The organism is Calyptranema fuscum S582 (genome assembly GCF_055793305.1).
This window is the reverse complement of the sequence record NZ_JBSLYH010000025.1, coordinates 74,862-94,257: the sequence shown is the minus strand read 5'-3', so window position 1 is coordinate 94,257 and position 19,396 is coordinate 74,862. Positions and strand designations below refer to the sequence as shown.

The 19,396-nt window shown below is 49.3% G+C and carries 16 protein-coding genes; 6 read left to right on the top strand and 10 right to left on the bottom strand.

Features of this window, described 5'->3' with window-relative positions; translation table 11 throughout:
* Nucleotides 1-123: 123 nt before the first annotated feature.
* Both ACR6Z4_RS17610 and rimI read right to left on the bottom strand, forming a co-directional pair.
* Complete coding sequence (locus ACR6Z4_RS17610) at nucleotides 124-2,598, bottom strand: ATP-dependent Clp protease ATP-binding subunit (protein WP_479718611.1); 2,475 nt, start codon at nucleotides 2,596-2,598, stop codon at nucleotides 124-126.
* Between the two features lie 602 nt (nucleotides 2,599-3,200).
* Nucleotides 3,201-3,953 (bottom strand): ribosomal protein S18-alanine N-acetyltransferase, encoded by a 753-nt coding sequence (gene rimI, locus ACR6Z4_RS17605; RefSeq protein ID WP_479718610.1) that lies wholly within the window; start codon nucleotides 3,951-3,953, stop codon nucleotides 3,201-3,203.
* A 234-nt stretch (nucleotides 3,954-4,187) separates the two neighbouring features.
* Here rimI and lysA point away from each other — a divergent pair, with 234 nt between their 5' ends.
* From lysA to ACR6Z4_RS17590, 3 genes are all read left to right on the top strand, one after another.
* Entirely contained in the window at nucleotides 4,188-5,597 is a 1,410-nt protein-coding gene (gene lysA, locus ACR6Z4_RS17600) for a diaminopimelate decarboxylase (RefSeq protein WP_479718609.1), read from the top strand.
* 306 nt (nucleotides 5,598-5,903) lie between these two features.
* Complete coding sequence (gene cdaA, locus ACR6Z4_RS17595) at nucleotides 5,904-6,827, top strand: diadenylate cyclase CdaA (RefSeq protein ID WP_479718608.1); 924 nt, start codon at nucleotides 5,904-5,906, stop codon at nucleotides 6,825-6,827.
* Nucleotides 6,824-7,573, top strand: a complete 750-nt coding sequence (locus tag ACR6Z4_RS17590) for an isoprenyl transferase (protein WP_479718607.1) — start codon at nucleotides 6,824-6,826, stop codon at nucleotides 7,571-7,573. The genes cdaA and ACR6Z4_RS17590 overlap by 4 nt, the downstream gene beginning before the upstream one ends.
* A 118-nt stretch (nucleotides 7,574-7,691) precedes the next feature.
* On the opposite strand, the gene ACR6Z4_RS17585 is transcribed toward ACR6Z4_RS17590, so the two are convergent.
* Genes ACR6Z4_RS17585 through ACR6Z4_RS17575 form a run of 3 tightly spaced genes read right to left on the bottom strand, consistent with a single transcriptional unit; the run spans nucleotide 7,692 to nucleotide 9,642 of the window.
* Nucleotides 7,692-7,964 carry a DUF3143 domain-containing protein gene (locus ACR6Z4_RS17585; RefSeq protein WP_479718606.1) on the bottom strand — a complete coding sequence of 91 codons (273 nt, stop codon included), beginning with the start codon at nucleotides 7,962-7,964 and terminating at the stop codon, nucleotides 7,692-7,694.
* A gap of 3 nt (nucleotides 7,965-7,967) precedes the next feature.
* Nucleotides 7,968-8,777: a J domain-containing protein gene (locus tag ACR6Z4_RS17580; RefSeq protein WP_479718605.1), complete on the bottom strand. Its 810-nt coding sequence runs from the start codon at nucleotides 8,775-8,777 to the stop codon at nucleotides 7,968-7,970.
* 22 nt (nucleotides 8,778-8,799) lie between these two features.
* Entirely contained in the window at nucleotides 8,800-9,642 is an 843-nt protein-coding gene (locus tag ACR6Z4_RS17575; RefSeq protein WP_479718604.1) for a YaaW family protein, read from the bottom strand.
* Between the two features lie 99 nt (nucleotides 9,643-9,741).
* Here ACR6Z4_RS17575 and ACR6Z4_RS17570 point away from each other — a divergent pair, with 99 nt between their 5' ends.
* Complete coding sequence (locus tag ACR6Z4_RS17570) at nucleotides 9,742-10,887, top strand: NAD(P)/FAD-dependent oxidoreductase (protein WP_479718603.1); 1,146 nt, start codon at nucleotides 9,742-9,744, stop codon at nucleotides 10,885-10,887.
* Nucleotides 10,888-10,965: 78 nt separating this feature from the next.
* Here the strand turns inward: ACR6Z4_RS17570 and ACR6Z4_RS17565 are convergent, their stop codons facing one another.
* The 5 genes from ACR6Z4_RS17565 to ACR6Z4_RS17545 all read right to left on the bottom strand — a co-directional run bounded on the left by ACR6Z4_RS17565 (nucleotide 10,966) and on the right by ACR6Z4_RS17545 (nucleotide 17,492).
* Nucleotides 10,966-11,157 carry a hypothetical protein gene (locus tag ACR6Z4_RS17565; RefSeq protein WP_479718602.1) on the bottom strand — a complete coding sequence of 64 codons (192 nt, stop codon included), beginning with the start codon at nucleotides 11,155-11,157 and terminating at the stop codon, nucleotides 10,966-10,968.
* A 362-nt stretch (nucleotides 11,158-11,519) separates the two neighbouring features.
* A complete protein-coding gene (locus ACR6Z4_RS17560) occupies nucleotides 11,520-12,851 on the bottom strand; it encodes a tRNA nucleotidyltransferase/poly(A) polymerase-related protein (RefSeq protein ID WP_479718601.1) in 1,332 nt (443 codons plus the stop codon).
* A 501-nt stretch (nucleotides 12,852-13,352) separates the two neighbouring features.
* Entirely contained in the window at nucleotides 13,353-14,708 is a 1,356-nt protein-coding gene (locus ACR6Z4_RS17555) for an SPOR domain-containing protein (protein WP_479718600.1), read from the bottom strand.
* 419 nt (nucleotides 14,709-15,127) lie between these two features.
* Nucleotides 15,128-16,510 carry a chromosomal replication initiator protein DnaA gene (dnaA, locus tag ACR6Z4_RS17550; RefSeq protein WP_479718621.1) on the bottom strand — a complete coding sequence of 461 codons (1,383 nt, stop codon included), beginning with the start codon at nucleotides 16,508-16,510 and terminating at the stop codon, nucleotides 15,128-15,130.
* Nucleotides 16,511-17,204: 694 nt separating this feature from the next.
* Entirely contained in the window at nucleotides 17,205-17,492 is a 288-nt protein-coding gene (locus ACR6Z4_RS17545; RefSeq protein ID WP_479718599.1) for a hypothetical protein, read from the bottom strand.
* Nucleotides 17,493-18,032: 540 nt separating this feature from the next.
* Here ACR6Z4_RS17545 and ACR6Z4_RS17540 point away from each other — a divergent pair.
* Together ACR6Z4_RS17540 and ACR6Z4_RS17535 are read left to right on the top strand one after the other, a co-directional pair.
* Complete coding sequence (locus ACR6Z4_RS17540; protein ID WP_479718598.1) at nucleotides 18,033-18,830, top strand: MlaE family lipid ABC transporter permease subunit; 798 nt, start codon at nucleotides 18,033-18,035, stop codon at nucleotides 18,828-18,830.
* Nucleotides 18,831-18,967: 137 nt separating this feature from the next.
* On the top strand, nucleotides 18,968-19,378 hold the full coding sequence (locus tag ACR6Z4_RS17535) for a DUF3119 family protein (RefSeq protein WP_479718597.1): 411 nt from the start codon (nucleotides 18,968-18,970) through the stop codon (nucleotides 19,376-19,378).
* Nucleotides 19,379-19,396: the final 18 nt, after the last annotated feature.

Genomic DNA, 19,396 nt, shown 5'->3' with positions numbered 1-19,396 from the left:
ACTCAAACGTACGGCGATCACTGACAGCCTATCCGAAAAAGGGGTGTCAGGTTGCGTTTTTCCACAACAAGAAGCGGCAAAGTCTGAAAGACTTTGCCGCTCAAAAACTAGGCAATTTTGAGCTTACTCAACCGCCTGGGGAAGTAAAGCTCGGCTTTCGCCTTGAAGAACTCTAACCTGACCATCTTCAGCCACGTCTACCGTCGCTGTGTCACCATTCTTGATCCGACCTGAAAGAATTTCTTCCGCTAAGGAATCTTCTAACAGCCGCATAATGGCACGACGTAGCGGTCTAGCACCGTAGCTGGGGTTATAGCCTTCTTCAACCAATCGATCTTTGAATTTCTCGGTTACTTCCAGCGTAATCCCTTGCTCTTGCAGACGGTTGAAGACTTCCTTCAGCAGGATATCTCCAATCTCCTTGACCTCGTCTTTCGATAGTTGGCGGAAGACGATAATTTCATCTAGACGGTTGAGGAACTCTGGGCGGAAGTATTGTTTTAATTCTTCGTTGACCAGAGAACGGATGCGGTTGTACTGAGAATCGGCTTGGCTCTCGGAAGAGAAGTCGAAGCCCAGGCCACCGCCACCCTTTTCAATCACCTTAGACCCAATATTGGAGGTCATGATCAAGAGGGTATTCTTGAAGTCTACTGTGCGACCTTTGGCATCGGTCAAACGACCATCTTCCAAAATTTGCAGCAGCATGTTGAACACATCGGGGTGTGCTTTTTCGATTTCATCGAATAATACGACGGTATAAGGACGACGACGAACCGCTTCTGTTAACTGACCGCCCTCGTTGTAGCCGACGTATCCCGGAGGAGAACCGATGAGTTTGGAGACGGTATGCCGCTCCATATACTCCGACATATCCAACCGGATCATGGCTTCTTCAGAGCCAAAGAAGTAGGATGCCAGCGCTTTGGTTAACTCTGTTTTACCGACCCCTGTTGGACCCGAGAAGATAAAGCTAGCGATCGGGCGGTTGGGATTTTTCAGCCCAACTCGAGCCCGACGGATGGCACGAGAAACAGCTTTCACCGCTTCATCTTGACCAATCAATCGCTGATGCAGGGTATCTTCCATGTGCAACAGTTTTTCAGACTCAGATTCAGTGAGCTTATTAACTGGAACACCTGTCCAAGAAGCCACGATTTGGGCGATATCTTCTTCGTCCACCATGGGCGAATGATCGTCGCCTTCACCAGACTCATTCTTCTTGGTTTGAGCGATCGCCCGGATTTCAGCTTTGATTTCCATTTCGCGATCGCGCAGCTCACCTGCGCGATCAAAGTCCTGAGATCGAACGGCGTCATCCTTCTCTTTGAGAACTTGACGCAATTCTTTATCGAGTTCTTTGGCAGCAGGAGGAAGCTGAGAATTAATCAGACGAACACGGGAACCCGCTTCATCGACTAAGTCAATGGCTTTATCGGGCAGATAACGATCTGAAATGTAACGGTCGGAGAGCTTGGCGGCAGCTTCCAGGGCTGCATCCGAGATCTTCAACTTGTGATGTTGCTCGTAGCGTTCGCGCAGACCGCGCAAAATTTCGATCGTTTCATCAACCGTGGGTTCACCCACCATCACGGGTTGGAAGCGCCGTTCTAGAGCCGCATCGCGTTCAATATGCTTGCGATACTCGTCTAGAGTGGTGGCACCGATGCATTGCAGTTCGCCTCTTGCCAGAGCCGGTTTGAGGATATTTGCGGCATCAATTGCCCCTTCGGCAGCCCCTGCACCAATCAGGGTGTGAACCTCATCAATCACGAGAATGACGTTTCCGGCTTGCCGGATTTCATCCATGATTTTTTTCAGTCTTTCTTCAAACTCACCACGATATTTGGTGCCCGCGACCAATAGACCAATATCTAAAGTTACGACACGCTTATCTTCAAGAATATCGGGAATATCGTTGTTCGAGATGCGCTGTGCTAAGCCTTCTGCGATCGCCGTTTTACCAACACCCGGTTCTCCAATGAGGACAGGGTTGTTTTTGGTACGACGACCCAAAATCTGGATTACACGCTCAATTTCTTTCTGGCGACCTACAACCGGGTCAAGCTTCCCTTCAGCAGCCATCTGCGTCAGATTGGAGCCAAACTCATCTAGCGTCGGAGTTTTAGTGCGCCCCTGACTTCCTCCAGCGGAAACCTCAGCCGTTTCTCCCAGCATTCGGATGACTTGAGTCCGAACTTTGGAGAGATCGACACCGAGATTTTCTAGAACTCGTGCAGCCACCCCTTCGCCTTCACGGATTAACCCTAAGAGCAGGTGCTCTGTGCCGATGTAGTTGTGACCGAGTTGGCGGGCTTCTTCGAGAGATAGTTCTAACACTCGTTTGGCACGAGGCGTGAACGGGATCTCGACAGCTACGAAACCAGACCCGCGACCGATGATTTTTTCAACTTCGATACGGGCGTCTTTGAGATTAACTCCCATCGACTTCAGTACTTTGGCGGCGACGCCGGTCCCTTCTCCAATCAGACCCAGGAGGATCTGTTCAGTACCCACAAAATTGTGTCCCAGGCGACGTGCTTCTTCCTGGGCAAGCATGATCACCTTAATGGCTTTTTCTGTGAAGCGTTCAAACATGGCGGTTTTCTATCACCTGCTGCGTGCCGGTACGCTGATTCTAGCATAGAGAATCTGTCCGGTTGCGACCGTGGTGCAACAGGTGAGGAATAAATGCTCTATTGCTGGGAAGATATTGGCTCAGCCGTGATCCCCGTGACTCATGCCAAACTCAAATCGGGCTCTAGATATTTTTTGATGAAAAGATACTGTATCAACGGGCAGGCTTGGAGGAGAGGGGTTCACAGGGTATGTTTGCCGGTCAAGAACCCTCCACATTGCCTACCTCAAAACCCCAACATTGGGGAGTGAGACAGTATAAAAAAATTCATCTTTTTTGATAATGATCTAGTCAGGTTTATCGATGAGCAGGACAACTCCTTCAGGATCTTTGGAATGGGACTTAGATAACGTCGATGATCTGCTGTAGGAGCAAACAGCTGTTCGCCCCTACAAACAATCCAGTAGTCGATCTTATTTAATCCCCGATCCTCGATCCAATGGTCACGAGAACCATGAAACTCGAACGTTTAGTTTCGGAAGCTCAGCGTCGCCGCGATCCCAAAAATAAATCTTTGGTCGTATTAAATCTACGATCCTTATCTAAAGTTAAAGGATTGCCATTATTTGCCTTTACCGAGGAAAGATTTTGATGGGAAACGTGCACCCTCGTCAAGGGGAAACGTCCAGATGCAGGGTAAATCGTTTGATAGTTGTAGATCCCAGTTGGATTGGTGCAGGCGATCGCTAACAGCTTGCCCCCAATCGTCTAAAGTCTGTTGAAAATCAGGTTTTTGCAACCCTTTGCGCCACAGGATCAGAGCATCTTCACCCGTGTCTTGATAATATTTGCGTCGGCTGCCGACGGTTTCGAACCCAAATTTTTGGTAGAGCGCGATCGCCGTCTGGTTGGAGGCTCTTACCTCTAATGTTGTCCATTCTAGTTTTCTGGCATGGGCGATCGCCATCAGAGCAAATAATAAAATTTGTCCTAATCCTTGTCTGCGATAGTTGGGGTGGATGGCAAGGGTTGTGATGTGAGCTTCTTCGACAATTGCCCAAACACAGCCTAACCCAATGATGGGCAAAGGAGGCGCAGTTAGCAGCGATGTCGGTTCAGCCCCTTGCTGAGCATGGGGATCGGGAACGGAAGCAGGATCTGATGGGTTGGGATGCGGGCGGGACGAGACAGCCGCTGTGGGGGGATCAGTCGCTGTTGGCAGAACAAGCTGTAAAACCAGTAAATCGCTGTTAGGGCTGTCAATTTCTCTTTGATAACCGTCTGCTGTCCACAGTCCACCCAGGCATTGCTGGTCTAATTGAACCGCAGCCGGGATCAGTTCAGGGGTTAAGGGTTGTAACGTTAATAAAGCCATCCGTAAACTGTAGCGGGATTTGAATCGGCAAAGACTGAATGAGCGCTGTCTATCACGTAGCGCGTAATTTTATCAGGGTTGCTATAGGTAGTGAGGCGTTGATTAATCTAATATAAGGTTTTGCAGACAATTGAAATGGTGTCTGTAGCATCGCACCTGTGCTCATCAACTGGCTCAAAATCAGTCATCCGCACCCACCTAATTCTTAAGATTTATTAAGGACAGCAACTTCCAATGGTATCGACCCCCATTGCAGCGGTAGAAAATTCTGCTCACCAATATTTGCCCACCATTACGACCGCCTCCCCGTCTCCCAATCAACATCTTTTACCGTTAACGGCTCAGGTCAATCGTCAAGATCATCTGGAAATTGGTGGTTGTGACGTGGTTGAGCTGGTTCAACAGTTCGGTACGCCGCTCTATATTCTCGATGAAGAGACGTTTAGAACCGCTTGTCGCCAATATCGCACGGCATTCCAGCGCTATTATGCCGGAGATTCGTTAGTCCTTTATGCCTCGAAAGCCTGGAATTGTTTAGCCGTCTGTGCGATCGCCGCTAGTGAAGGATTGGGTATCGATGTCGTGTCAGGTGGCGAACTCTACACCGCTATCCAAGCCGGTGTCAAACCCGAATTCATTTATTTTCATGGCAACAATAAGTCAACCGAAGAGTTAATGTTGGCGATCGCCTCCAACTGCACGATTGTGGTAGACAACTGGCTAGAGTTAAAAACCCTGGCAGAGATGCATCACAAAAATGCAGGTGCTGCCGACTATCCAGCGATTCGCATCATGCTGCGGTTAACGCCCGGAATTGAATGCCATACTCATGACTATATTCGCACGGGGCATTTAGACAGCAAGTTTGGCTTTGATCCCGATCAACTGGACGAGGTATTTGCTTACATCAGTCAGACAACGGGCTTAGACTGTATTGGGTTACATGCTCACATTGGCTCACAGATTTTTGAACTTCAACCCCATCAAGACTTGACCAGTGTCATGGTGCAGTGGCTGAAACGAGCCGCAGAGTATGGGTTGCCTATCCGCGAATTGGATATTGGCGGTGGTTTGGGGATTTGCTATACCGAAGCAGACGATCCCCCCAGTATTGATGAATGGGTCAATGTTGTTTGCCAGGGAATTACTCAGGCTTGTCAAGATCAACAGGTGCCCTTACCGCGATTGTTGGCAGAACCCGGGCGATCGCTGATTGGTTCTTCCTGTATTACGGCTTACACCATTGGTAGTCAGAAAACAGTTCCCAATATTCGCACCTACGTCACCGTGGATGGGGGCATGTCAGATAATCCCCGCCCAATCACCTACCAATCGGTTTATCGAGCCTTTGTGGCGAATCGCGTCTCTGCGCCTTTAGATCAGTCTGTTACGGTTGCTGGAAAACATTGCGAATCGGGTGATATTGTGATTCAGCAAGCAAAATTACCAGAAACGCAACCTGGCGATGTTCTCGTCGTCCTCAGTACAGGAGCCTACAATTACAGTATGGCTTCCAACTACAACCGACTCCCACGTCCGGCAGCGGTTTTGGTGCAAGCTGGGGAAGCAAGCGTCATTCTCCGACGCGAAATTTATCAAGATTTGATTCGGCAAGATCGTTTACCAGAACGACTGATCTTGTAGACAATAGGGGAGAGGAAAGCCGAATTTTAAGTACAGATTTTCATCAAGCAGGATTAAAAAGTGGGATGTGGGGGTCAACCCCTTGTTTGAGGTCTATGCCCTTACATCCCCTGTGCTGCCAGCATTCTATTTGATGAACGGGAGTACTACAAAACCTATCTGAGGATGTGGATTTAGTAAAACCGACAATTAATTTTTGGTAGCGCGGCGTCGCTGCGCTTGCAAAGAAAACTCCCAGGTTTTGTTGAATTCGTAATTCTGAACATGATTCATTAGGGGTACAAGGTTAATCCAAGCTCAATTCAAATGGGATCTCTGTTAGAGCGATGGCTGACAAACCTTGACTGGACTCAGTTCTTGCTGATTCGTCTGATTGATGTTGGGCTAGTTCTGATTTTGACCTACATGGTTTTGGTCATTATCGGTGAACGTCGCACATTGTGGATGGTGCGAGGGTTAATTATCCTAATGTTGGCTGCGGCTCTGAGCAAAACGCTAGATTTAAGGTTGCTCAGCTTCGTGTTAGACAAATTAGTGATCGGCTCAGCTGTCGCCATGGCAGTTATTCTTCAGGCTGAATTTCGCCGTCTTTTAGAACAATTAGGACGGGGTGAAATTTCTCAACTGTTTCAGCCAGCAAATCAAGCCATTCCCAAGCCCGATAGTGTCATCGACGAAATTGTAGACGCGGTTAAGGAACTCTCTCAGAATCGTACAGGTGCCTTGCTGATTTTGGAGACCGATCGCCCCATCGACGAACGCGACTTTTCTGTTCCCGGTGTGCGTTTGAATGCAGAGGTGTCTAAAGAACTGATCCAAACTATTTTTCAGACGACCACTTTACTGCATGACGGTGCCGTACTGATTCGTGCGTCCAGGGTGATCGCAGCTGGCGTAATTTTGCCAATTTCTGAGCGCACGGCGTCACGGCAGTTAGGCACTCGACACCGAGCCGCAATGGGGATTACAGAACGGGTCGAAAACTGTCTGTGCATTGTTGTATCAGAGGAAACCGGGTCTATCTCACTGGCTGAACGAGGGGGCCTGAACCGTCCGTTGACCAGTAGTAAACTGAGAGAGTTACTGATGGCTCGGTTCTCTCAGTCTGTTGATCGGGAAGCAGTTGCACCCCAATTGCGAAGTTTGGGTCGCCATCTTGGCGGGAAGGTTATGGTATTGATCTCACGTTTTTTCCGCTTTTTACCGTCGGCTTCTCGGGAGAAAAAATGAAAACAAAGCCAACTTTGTTAACAGAATTACCTGCTGATCTGGAGCGTGAACGATTGCCCAGACATGTTGCAGTCATTATGGATGGGAATGGTCGTTGGGCAAAGCGCCAAGGGTTGCCACGGGTGATGGGGCATCGTCGAGGGGTGGACGCACTTAAGGATATCTTGCGCTGTTGTAAAGATTGGGGTGTGCAGGCTCTGACGGCTTATGCCTTTTCGACGGAAAATTGGGGCAGACCGATCGAAGAAGTTGATTTCTTGATGATGTTATTTGAGCGGGTTTTGCGACAAGAGTTGCGCGAAATGATGGCGGAAGATGTCAGGATTCAATTTGTCGGCAATTTAGCAATGTTGCCGCGATCGCTACAAACAGAAATTAGTCGGGCAGTAGAAGAAACGCGCCACAACAGCGGGATTCAGTTTACAGTGGCAACCAATTATGGCGGCAGACAAGAGATTTTGCAGGCGTGTCGAGCGATCGCCACTCAAGTCAAACAAGGGTTACTGGAACCCGACCAGATTGATGAAACGATATTTGAACAACATCTTTATACAGCGGGAATTTGTGATCCCGATTTATTAATCCGCACCAGTGGCGAAATGCGGGTCAGCAACTTTTTGTTATGGCAAGTTGCCTATGCCGAACTCTACATCACCGATACATTATGGCCTGACTTTGACCGGGCAGAATTTCACCGGGCATTGTGTGATTATCAAAAACGCGATCGCCGCTTTGGCAAAGTGTAATGTTGAGGAACGTGGATTTATGGTTGGAAAGGCAGCGTCGCCGCACGTCCAACCATAAATGTTCGTATAATTTGGGTTGAGAGAGCGACGGCGGAGCCGTCGCTCTCTCAACCCGATCCTAAGGGCCTGAGAAGATGGCGTTGTCTAAGTCTTGGCGGCTAAGAGAATATTTGAATGAACGCTGAATGTCTTGACCGTCTGCGCCAGCCTTAAGATATCGCACAATCAACGAATCGATTTCCATCCAGATATCTGCTGCCCAATCGGTTTTCTTGACATGCCAGCAGTGAACGTCATTCCCATCTTGCTGGCAGCCATGAGAAGAGAGCCACTGCTCAATATCCGGTAAAGGATGGTTGTACAGTGGAGTATCAGCGGAAGGAAGTGTCATGCCTTAAATGGAATTTTGAGATGAATTGAGTGTGGGCGCTTCAGAAGAAGTCTCTATACTCGATTGTAAAGGACGGTCGTGGTTGAGTGGGGCGTCCGGCACAATTTCCACAGAAGAATTAGCAGCTTTAGCAGAAGACACGGAGTCGGGCAGCACTGGCTCGGGCTGCGGATCTGGAAGAGGCAGGATGGGGGACTGATAGAAAAAAGGCTGGGGCAAGGTAGGAGTCGTCGTTTCTACCGCAGGCGGAGGCGAGGGTTGTTCGAGGGCTGGCGTCTCCGATTGTTCAATATCTGGTGCCGCTGGTTGTTTAAGGGCTGGTGTTCCCAGTTGTTCGAGCACGGGTATACCTTCTATCAAGGGTTTGACTGGAGCCAGTGCGACTTCGCCCCGTGTTAAGCCAATGGTGACGACCAGAATCAGACACGCGGCAAAGGTAAGACCCAAAATAAATAAAGCAAAAATCTCTCCGGCAGACAGGGGGCGATCGGTCGGGTCAAGGTAGGCAGACGAACGATATTTCCACGTATCTTTACCTGTGCGATTTAAATCTGCCACGGATTGAACAACAGGCACTCGCGAAAATCCATTTTTTAAATCATAGGAAAATCGCTTTTCTGGATTGCTCAGGGTGGCATATGCCTCATTGAGAGTATGAAATTTGCTCGTCGCGATCGCCGCTGGCAACTCTGTCGTATCTGGGTGATAGAGCTTACTCCTATCCCGATAGGCACGACGAATTTGTTGCGGTGACGCGGAGGAAGAGATTCCTAGTAGCTCGTAATAGTTCGAGCTAGGCTCCTGTTCTGGCATCGCTGATCCTTGATGATTTGCATTACGCTGGTTGAAAACAATCCGATCGGGTCAGACGAATTTGAGCCAGGGTAAAAACAACCGGAATAATCCGCCCATAGTTGGTGGCGATCGCCCGCCAGCCCAAGTCTGCCAGAAACCAAGTCCACAAAGCCGGTCCCAAAAAAGCCAGGACGGTGCGAGCAGCACCATATCGAGCTGCGTTGACAACCATGCCACGAGACGCCGTTTGTAGTGCTACCTGCGTTTGCACCCGAGTGGCAGCCACGACCCCACCTCGAATCAAGGTTTCAGCGGCGGCTTGGTGGGTTGCCGCATGTAGGGCAAATTGACGGGCAATTTGTTGCAAAATCCAGGGACGAATTACGGAACTGACGGCGATCGCACCACTGCCCTTAAGGATCAGCCCCATTGGGTCTTGCTGAACGGGTGAAGGAATTTGTTTAGCCAGTTGAGATTGGGAAATTACAGTTTGCAGGTCACTATTGAGCTGCCGTCGTTTTGCCGCAGGCAGCTGTTGCCAAACTCGATTTAATAAGGTGAGAAAGATTTCTGCTTCCAGATCGGTAGTGGATAGATCGGATACGTAATGAATTTTTAAGTACCGACAAACCTGAATCAAAATCTGACGATAGCTGACATAGTTAGTCTTGCGTTGCAGCACCGTCAACCCATCGGCGGCTAAAAAGCGAAAGCGCTCTTCTATGGCATCAAGCCACGCTTTTTTACTCTGACGTTCGACATCAATAGGCTCTGGCGTACAAACGTAGTCTATGGGGTTAAATTTGCGGCTAAAAAGAATTTCTGTGAGCAGTCGCAATTCCTCTTCTGTTGCCAACTCTAAACCCGCTCTCAAATCATCCACAGCGTCCTCCCCTATCGTGCTGCTTGCCGATGTCCAATATTCTACTGAATGAAGGGCAATCCGAACGTGTTGTAGTCATTCTAAATGAAGGATCATGCAATGTTTCCATCTCTACCTCAGATCGATCATAGAGTTGATTCCAATTCCGTGGGGGATAATTTAGCCCAGCCGTTTGATGTCGGGGTGATTGGTGCCGGGATCGCTGGCTTAATCTGCGCTCAGGAGTTGCGGCATGCGGGTTATCGGGTTGTAGTGCTGGAAAAATCTCGGGGGTTAGGCGGACGGATTGCCACCCGTCGAATTCAGGAAACGTGGGCAGATCATGGGTTGCCTTATTTGCACGACCAGGGTGAACTTTCTCATCAACTGATTACAGCGCTGGTGTCAAACGGACTCCTACAGCCCTGGCTAAACGCGCTCTATCAGCTTAACCAGACTGGGTTATATCCCGTTGCAGATCAGGGGTTACGGTATGTGGCAGCGGGAGGATTAACGGCGATCGCCAAATGTTTGGCACAGGGGTTATCAATTTATCGGGGGCAGCGAGTCTGTGCGATCGCACCTGCGCCTGAGCAACACTGGCACCTCAGGTTTGCCCATGAGAATAGTGATCCCCTGCCCGATCTTCAGGTTCAAGCGGTTGCCACCACGATCCCTGCGCCCCAGGTTTTACCATTGATAGAGGCGATCGCACCAGAGCGTGATCCCAGCTTTTGGGCAGAGTTGCAAACGGTTCAGTTTAACCCGTGTTTCGCTGTGATGGCTGTTTATACGGATGCGACTCAACTTGAACTCATTCAATCGGTATCATGGCATGCGGTGCGAGTTTGCGATTCCCCTGATCTGGCGTGGGTGAGTGACGAACGGAGTAAACGCGATGGCATCACTCCGGCTGTATTTGTCTTTCACAGTACGCCTGCTTTTGCAGACGCTCATCTAGACGTAGCCGATGTGCAATCTATGGGGCAGCATTTACTGAATGTGGCGGCGCAGCAATTGAGCCTACCTTTCCATCAACCTTCTATGGTTCAGGTGCATCGCTGGCGATATGCCACACCCAGGCAGCCCTTTGAGGGTGCGGTTTTATCCTCAGATCACTTACCCGGTCTGGTCTGTGGGGGTGACTGGTGTGGGGGTAAGGGAGTGGAAGATGCCATGCAATCTGGATTGGCGATCGCTGAAAAAATAAATAGCCAGCTCAACGGGGCAACCTTACCCCGGTTAAATTGGCTACTACCGTCATGATTTTTGGGGTGCAAGCGAAACCTACACCCCAACACAACTGATATCTATTGGCAATGACATTTGAGCAAGCTCTAGAAACTAATCGGCAGCGCCTTCGCCACCATCTTGGCTTCTCCCTTCTTCCATCGAATCGTCATTATCTTGAGCCGAGTTAGAGCCCATGTACCGTCTTCTGCCAAATCGCCCGGAGCTAGGACGCTTGCGGAACTTACGAGCATATGCCTGGTTACGGAGTGCTTTCTCTTTCTTTAGGTTTCGGCGTTTAGCCATTCTTAACCTCTTAGGAATAATGGTCTGGAAATAGAAATAGGTGGAACACGAAATACAGTGAATTAGGGATGGGGGTTGTTATCTCAAACAACCCGCAAGAGGTATACTCTAGCACAATCTTGACCCTTCTCTTCCCCTTAAAAGGTCTTCTTAAGCCGATTTCAACGGAAGACATTAGCAGCCATGAGGATTTTGCGATTGAAAATAGGGCAAATAGACAGGTTGGAGACTCGCAATACCATCAAATCCGGGGTCATAGCACTTTACGCCGTTTTTGTGAGAGAGCCGCGCGGAGCGCGGCTCTCTCACAACACCTTGGACATTACGCCATTGAGAATTGCTGCAAACCTTTCACCCAGCCATTACCGATATCCAGGCTCAATCAATAAACATTGGGCAAACTGAATGGCGTCTTGAGCGTTAGAGATTTTGCCCTCGGCTTGGGCAAGTTGAACTCGCTCTAACAAATGCCCAATGCGTGGTCCCGGTCGAAGTTGAAGCTGTTGCATCAAATCTCGTCCACTAATCAGCGGTGTGGGGTGGGCGACCGGGTCAGTGGGATCGAGAAACCGTTTGACCAGGGGTGCGATCGCTTCTATGGGTGTTCCTAAGGCAACTGCCAGAACAATCAGTGAGCGGAAGACATCGCCAATTTCCTTAAACAGGAAATATTGATCGCCTAAACTCAGGGTTGTCCAATCGATCGCCTGAAACTTGGGTAAAGCCTTCAGGACGGCAAGCACAGCTTGTACTTCTGCCCGACTATATTTGAGCCGCCACAGTTCTTGTTCTGCCAGGGCTGGATCGGATGCGACCAGGCAAGCCAGTTTGGCAATTTTGAGCCAACTGCGACGGGCACCCGATGTTTTGATCTGCTCTCTGACCCAGGCTAAGAGTTCTGCACCAAATGCCGTCCAGTGTTGCTCCAGGGCGATCGCCGCTTGATCGACCAAGCGCAATCGATTGACCTGTTCAACGGTGGTGCATGGAAAACAGTGATGCAATAAACCATCTTGCCACGCTTCGATTAATAGCTTGCTGCCCTGTGACGTACTCAGTAAATAATTTAATTCTGCCTGAATCCGCTCAGCGGCAACCGTTTTCAATAAATCAGCTAACTCTTGGATAGTCGCTTGGGTGGTGGCTTCTAAATGAAACCCAAGCTGTGCCGCCTGTCGATAGGCTCGCAGTAACCGCAGGGGGTCTTCGATTAGATTATCGGGTGCAATCATGCGAATTAACCCGGCGCGCAGATCGAGCGCACCCTGGAGCGGGTCAACAATATGTTGCGTCAGAGGATGATAGGCGATCGCATTGATTGTAAAATCTCGGCGTTTTAGATCGGTTTCTAAATCAGGTCCCACCTGTTGGGCAAAATCAACCGTCGCATTAGCAAAAACAACCCGTGCAATTTGACGGTCTGCATCCAATAAAACAAACCCTGCCTTATAGTGACTGGCAATGGTTTTCGCGGTTTCTACAACACCTGTGGGTAAGACAAAATCTAGATCTAAATAGTCGGCAGGTCTACCCAATAGTGCATCTCGAACATTCCCACCCACCAGATAAGCCGTTTCCGGCAAAAAATCCAGGCTAAAGGGCCAGGTCTGAGGCGACAGAACCGAGGCGAAAGTAGGAACACACTGGTGTTGGTTCAAAATAGAAAGGGTTCGGTGAAAGGCTACGAATTTCAAAAAACTTGCATGAGGAACGAGAGAACGGGCATGCGAGAATTTCTCACACACGACACCCGTACTTTACTGAAGCACAAAATGCTAAAGATTTAGGGGCGTTGTTGATTCTAAACCAAATTTATGCCAAATTCCGTAGTGAACATTGAGTAATACCCGAACAGCTCAACCCCTGGTTAAAGATCCCAGATCCATGAGGCTGTCTTTTTTGAGTGGGCGACGGCGAAGCCGTCGCCCACTCAAAAAATTAGATTGTGTAATATTCGCGAGTCTCAGGACTTTGGCAGGAGCGATGAGGTAAACGCCGCAGCCCCTATCCTCTTTATAGCAGTCCTAAATGGGTTGTAAGATAAGCGGGTTGTGAGAGGCGCACCCCGAAGGGGTGCGCCTCTCACAATCCATTTGGGGTTGTTAAATGAAGACGGGTAAAGGGTTAAAAAGCGGTTCGGAGTGCTGCTCTCTAATTCTTTACCATCCTGGTTCTGAACGCATCACGCTGGAGCGTTAAGGCTGATAGACCTGAGCAGAAATCCCATTTTGTTGCAATTCTTGTCTCAGTTGCTCGGCTCCAGATTCATCGCTAAACGCTCCCATTTGTACGACCGCTCTGTTCGGGAAGTTCCGGACATAGGCTTCCCCTACGGCTTCACGGGCTTGCTCTAAGCTGCGATCGCCTGTGTATTCGGTGACGACATAATACAAGTCTTGTCGTGCCGGAGCGGGGGCAGCAGCAACTGTTGGGGCGGGGGCGGGACGAGAGCTAGCAGGTGTAGCCGGTCGGGGTGCCGCTGCCTGGGGTGCCGGTCGGGGTGCTGCCGCTTGCGAAGGTGCCGCCTGGGGTTGTCTAGCACGGGCTGGACTGGAGGGGGCAGAGGCGGGACGGGCAGAGGATGAGCTGCGAGAACTCGACGTAGAAGGTCTGGAAGCGGGTGAAGCAGCCGGTGCGGATGTAGGTGCAGATGTGGGTGCAGATGCGGCTGAGGAGCGACCCGAGGTCGATGCTGTGGCGATCGCCGTTTCTGGGTTGGCAACCACACTGGGCGCAGTCGTTGGCATGGGCGAGACGGTGGGAGACGGCGAATTTGCCGCATCCGTCGCCGGTAACGTGCTCAGCGTACTCAGGTTAATATCGACAAACTCATCACTGGATAGATCAGGAGACATTGCCGGCTGGGGCTCTTGGGGATTGGTAGTTTCAGGACGGTTGCTTGCCAACTCAGGCTCAGATTGAGCCGAACGGAGCCACTTCTCTAAGCCCAGCATCTTAAAGCTATCGGGATTGGTAAACAGATAACCAAACGTAATGCTAGACAGCAGCAATAACAGCATGGAACCGATGCCCAGGGGCGTCAGCAGCGTTTGCAGGAGTCTCGGTTCTTCTTCGGCTCGCAGCTCGGCTTCTTCTTCCGCCAAACTTTTGAGCAGTTGTTCCGACGATGCCAGGTAATCTTCTGGCAATTCAGTTGCGTCTGGCTCGGCAAAACTCTCAGCTGCCCTGTTATTGAGAATGGCATTGGTCAAGGTTTCTTCGTCCATGTTGGCAGCGATCGCCAACGGTGGAATTAACCCTGCTGCTGCCGCCGCTCTAGAAACGTCTGGCGATCGCCTTGGAGCAGGATTTTCCCCTGACGCAGGGGATGGAGGAATGGGGGATTGAACGGTGTGAGTCGAGACTGTGCCGACTACTGCCGCACCTGAACTCGCTTGGCTCTCTTGCCTGCGCCCTGAACGCCGACTTTGCAGCCGTCGATAACGATTCAGTTCTTCCTCAAGCTGCACATCCAAACTGCCCAGCGCAGCTTTTAATAAGGGATGCAAGGAAGATTGGGTGGATGAATCGACTGAGGTACTACGACGCATAGCGGTACTCCTGTCAGCCTATAAACAGGCATGAAAGCAACGTGTTCAGTTCTTGCGAACAAAAAATAATATGAATCTCTACAAAACCAGGATAGTGCGTGCGAACTTGCTTTTAAAGCTAGCAACGTAGCGCTGCAACTATCTGCAACTAAACGATCTTGCAACTAACAGTATAAATGCGCCCCGAGAGTTGATGCTGAACAATCGCAACGAAAATCATTGCACTGCTAAAACGTTAACTATAGTCGATAAACAAAGGCTAGTACACCAACTTAAAAATTTTAGAGGGGGCGCAGCCCCCAAACCCCCATGTTGCAAAATTTCGTGTTTGCAACACTAGTGGCATAACCATCATGATTTTTTGATCAAATGCCCCTTCTCTTTGAAGTTGAGCAACAGCAGTTGGACAGAACAGTGGGTTACTTTTTGGGTTGGCTCATGAGATTAATGCGATCGCTCAGTTGCCTCAAGGTTCGATTCATATCTAGATCATTACCACGCTGCTGAGCTACTTTTTCACAGCTATACATCACTGTAGTATGGTCTTTACCACCAAACACTTCACCAATTTTTGGCAGGCTCAAATCCGTATGTTGTCGCATTAAATACATACCAATCTGGCGAGCAACACTGATTTCCCGCCGCCGAGAGCTACTCTTTAAATCTTCAATCGATACATTGAACGTATCAGCAACGGCTGCCATGACCGCATCCGGTGAGGCTTCTACTTGCTCGCTGGGAGGATTGAGCACTGGGGTAATGTTTTCTACCGTCATCGGCAGCCCGGAGATAGAAATATATGCCACCGCCCGGATCAATGCCCCTTCTAACTCTCGAATGTTGGAGGTATAGCTGGATGCGATATATTCAATCACTTCGCGAGGCAGACGCATACTTTCGTATTCTGCCTTTTTTTGCAAAATTGCCATCCGGGTTTCCAGGTCGGGTGGCTGGATATCGGCAATCAACCCCATGGAGAACCGCGAGCAGAGTCGCTCTTGTAACCGAGGAATTTGATTGGGGGGGCGATCGCTGGCAAGCACGACCTGTCTACCGGCTTCGTGCAAGGTGTTGAAGGTATGGAAAAACTCTTCCTGGGTATATTCCTTGCCTTCAATAAATTGAATGTCATCGACCAATAACACATCGGCTGCCCGATAGCGCTCGCGAAAGCTCTGCATACTGTCTTTCCGAATCGCGGCGATCAGGTCATTGGTGAATTGCTCAGTAGAGACATAAAAAATCTTAGAGTTGGCGTCAATTTCCAGGCGATAGTGCCCGATCGCTTGCATTAAATGGGTTTTGCCCAATCCGACGCCCCCACAGAGGAATAGGGGATTGAATTCTCGTCCCGGCGATTCGGCAACGGCTAAAGCAGCCGCATGTGCCATACGATTGTTGGAACCGACGACAAACCGAGAGAAGACGTATTTAGGATTCAGTTCAGTTGCCAATTTTTCCCGAGTCACTGGTGGGGGTTCTGCTGGTAACGGTTCCGCCGGAGGAATCCACATTCCAGCACCGATATCGCCATTCCATTCGTTTTCGGCTCCTGGCTTTACTTTGATGTGGATATCGACGGCGTACCCTAACACTTCTTGCACCACCTCGTTGATGGTGCGCATGTAATACTTCTGAATCCAGTTTCGCGCAAATGGGTTGAGTGTGTAGATAACAATCGAGTTATCTTCCAACTGTTCAACCGTGGCAGATTTAATCCAGGTTTCAAAGGTTGGCGGACTGAGCTGTAGCTGTAAACGCTCTAGCACTTGACCCCAGAAGCTTTCGAGAATCATGTCCAATGCCCCAACTCCCTCAACCCTTGTAAACATCTTCCTCAACCACAAATTTCAAACAGTAACTTGCAGCTACAGAGCGCATCTGATAGCGATCGCCATCAGACGGTTATGGTTCTCCCTGTTTGATCCAACACCTTCACAATCTGATCAAACAACCCCACCATCGGAGGTTTGTCAAATAAAGATACTCCTTTGCTCACGCCCAATCAGGTCATATTATTGTGAGACTCTTGAATCTATTTTTAGAATAAAGGGTGTGTATAGCGTGTTTCTAAAGGGATGGCGTCCAGATCAGTCTCTCAGACCAGGCGATCGCCCAGACTGATGGCAGATGCCACAGCGCTTAAGAGCGCGATAGCACTCTCTCGGAAAAGGATCTGGATTAACTAGACTACTAGATGTTGAGTACGAATTCTATAGGTATTCCAGATGTGGTGAACTTAAGATAGCAAAAATTTCATCTAGAACCCATTTCGCCCACAAAACATAGCAATTAAATTTACGGAAGATAATCCTCAAAAAGAAATAGTTTTGGTGTGCCCAGATCTTGCCTGGTAGCCTGTCAGAGCAATGGATTTGATCCCCCCTCATGCCTTTTGGGCGACAATACAGATATCGGCTGAGAGCCGCGCTTCGCGCGGCTCTCAGCCGATATCTGCCCGTGCCTATAGCAACCGAGTCTATTTATCAACGAGCCTTAACTCAGTTTTTGGTAGCGATAAAATGTATAGGTGTCAAATAACACCCCTACGGAACTACAGACCAGACCGATCACACACACGCCTTTGACCGTATCCCCACTGCCAAAAATCGCTAGAAATCGAGCGATTCCGTGAATACTGAACTGGCTCAGGTCGGTGAACATCGGGAACAACCCTGCTAGCATCAAAAAAATTAGCAAACTAGCTACTAAAACTACGGGTGCAAAAAAACTGAACAGACCCGTAATCAAGAGCGATCGCAGAAGATTGGGTAAAGTTGCCATAATGCGACAAAAGCTCGATAGCAGAAGGGACGACAGGGTTCAGGCTGTGGGTAAAACAATAATGAACAAACCACATCCCAAAACCGACCATGGTTATGTAAGGATGTTGAGCAATAGCTCACTGTTGTAGGGTGAACGATTGCAAGACAGACTATTGTAGACCGTAGTACAAGGGCGTCGTCGTCAGCCTCTGCCGAACGGTGAATCTTTGTTCGGAACTGCGCTTTTCAACCCTCTGTCGGACACTAATCGGACACTCAATAGCCGGATGATAAATGGCGATCGCGATTGAGAGAGATTGACACGCGGTTGTCAACTTCTACAATAAGGGGCGATTGTGAGAATTGCCCACACAGGGTCGCAATCTTAAATCTTTATTAAAAAAACTTGTTGATGCTATATTAACTGGCTTCTTATCGCCAAATTGTAGTCTGTACTGCTATAAGCTAGAGCAGACTTAACATACTTTGTGACATCGGTTATGAATGGGTCGGTGTCTGCCGCTGACAGCGCACAATACTTGGATCAGGTGATATACCCTTGAGCGATATTTTCAAAAATACTAGTTTGGGTTTGTGGAGCCAGCGCTTAACCTCTGCGGCATTACTGGGCGGACAAGTGATTGTCCATCTGCTGCGGGGTAAGATCCATTACCGCAATGTGATCGAGCAAATGTCGGTGGTTGGGCCCGGATCACTGCTGATTGCGTTGCTAACCGCTGCCACCGTTGGCATGGTGTTTACCATTCAGGTTGCCCGAGAGTTTATTAACCTGGGTGCCGGAACGGCGGTAGGCGGGGTTTTGGCGCTGGCGTTAGCCAGAGAACTTGCACCCGTGCTCACTGCTGTAATTGTCACGGGGCGGGTTGGCTCTGCTTTTGCTGCTGAATTGGGCACGATGCAGGTGACTGAGCAAATTGATGCCCTGCAAATGCTCAAAACGGACCCGATTGACTATCTCGTTATTCCCAGAGTCATTGCCTGTTGTTTGATGTTGCCAATTTTAACGGTATTGGCATTTGTCACAGGGATGGCAGGGGGAGTGCTCGTTGCCAGCTATTTATATGACATTTCCCAACGGGTGTTTTTAGATTCGGCAAGAAATTTCTTGACCAATTGGGATCTCATCAGTCCGATGATCAAAGCTTTTATTTTTGGGGCATTAATTGCGATCATCGGCTCAAGCTGGGGGTTAACCACCACAGGTGGAGCCAAGGGAGTCGGGCAATCGACCACAACGGCTGTGGTAACAGCGCTATTGGCAATTTTTATTACTAACTTTTTCTTATCGTGGATTATGTTCCAGGGGCTGGGTAGTGCGGTCATGGGTGGGTTTTAAGCCGGTATGTTTTGAGGTATGAAACCTGCGGTTTCACACCCCAAAACATCTTCAAACTCGGCATCCCTGCCCTCAGGAACCCCTTAAAATAGGAGTGAAGTTCGTTGTTGTGATGCCTTTAATTTTTTGGAGTACGCGTGACTCAATCTTCTTCGACCCAGGTTCCGCTCTTCAATCCGGCCGAGAGTGTGCAACTCAGCCCCAGCTTTAGTTTGCCAGTTGCTTTGGTGATCCTGGCAATTCCATTGGCATTCTTGCAGCCCTTTGTTGGCGGGGCGATCGCCCTATTTGGCTTATTCTTGCTGTTTCAAACCGTTAGTCTGCGGCTATTGTTCACCCCCGACGCTTTAGATGTCTATCGAGGGGATACTTTAATTCGCCGATTTCCTTATCAAGACTGGCAAAACTGGGAAATTTTTTGGACACCCGTACCCATCTTGTTCTATTTCAAAGAAGTTAAAAGCATCCACTTTCTGCCTGTCCTGTTTGATCCTAAGATGCTTAAACACTGTCTTGAATACCGTGTTCCCAAAGCCGATATCCATTGAACGGGTATGGGGGAGTAG

What these genes read in the sequence shown, in the direction of transcription:
- ACR6Z4_RS17610 (WP_479718611.1), bottom strand. Translation starts at nt 2,598, where the DNA reads ATGTTTGAACGCTTCACAGAAAAAGCCATTAAGGTGATCATGCTTGCC.
- rimI (WP_479718610.1), bottom strand. Translation starts at nt 3,953, where the DNA reads ATGGCTTTATTAACGTTACAACCCTTAACCCCTGAACTGATCCCGGCT.
- lysA (WP_479718609.1), top strand. Translation starts at nt 4,188, where the DNA reads ATGGTATCGACCCCCATTGCAGCGGTAGAAAATTCTGCTCACCAATAT.
- cdaA (WP_479718608.1), top strand. Translation starts at nt 5,904, where the DNA reads ATGGGATCTCTGTTAGAGCGATGGCTGACAAACCTTGACTGGACTCAG.
- ACR6Z4_RS17590 (WP_479718607.1), top strand. Translation starts at nt 6,824, where the DNA reads ATGAAAACAAAGCCAACTTTGTTAACAGAATTACCTGCTGATCTGGAG.
- ACR6Z4_RS17585 (WP_479718606.1), bottom strand. Translation starts at nt 7,964, where the DNA reads ATGACACTTCCTTCCGCTGATACTCCACTGTACAACCATCCTTTACCG.
- ACR6Z4_RS17580 (WP_479718605.1), bottom strand. Translation starts at nt 8,777, where the DNA reads ATGCCAGAACAGGAGCCTAGCTCGAACTATTACGAGCTACTAGGAATC.
- ACR6Z4_RS17570 (WP_479718603.1), top strand. Translation starts at nt 9,742, where the DNA reads ATGTTTCCATCTCTACCTCAGATCGATCATAGAGTTGATTCCAATTCC.
- ACR6Z4_RS17565 (WP_479718602.1), bottom strand. Translation starts at nt 11,157, where the DNA reads ATGGCTAAACGCCGAAACCTAAAGAAAGAGAAAGCACTCCGTAACCAG.
- ACR6Z4_RS17555 (WP_479718600.1), bottom strand. Translation starts at nt 14,708, where the DNA reads ATGCGTCGTAGTACCTCAGTCGATTCATCCACCCAATCTTCCTTGCAT.
- ACR6Z4_RS17545 (WP_479718599.1), bottom strand. Translation starts at nt 17,492, where the DNA reads ATGGCAACTTTACCCAATCTTCTGCGATCGCTCTTGATTACGGGTCTG.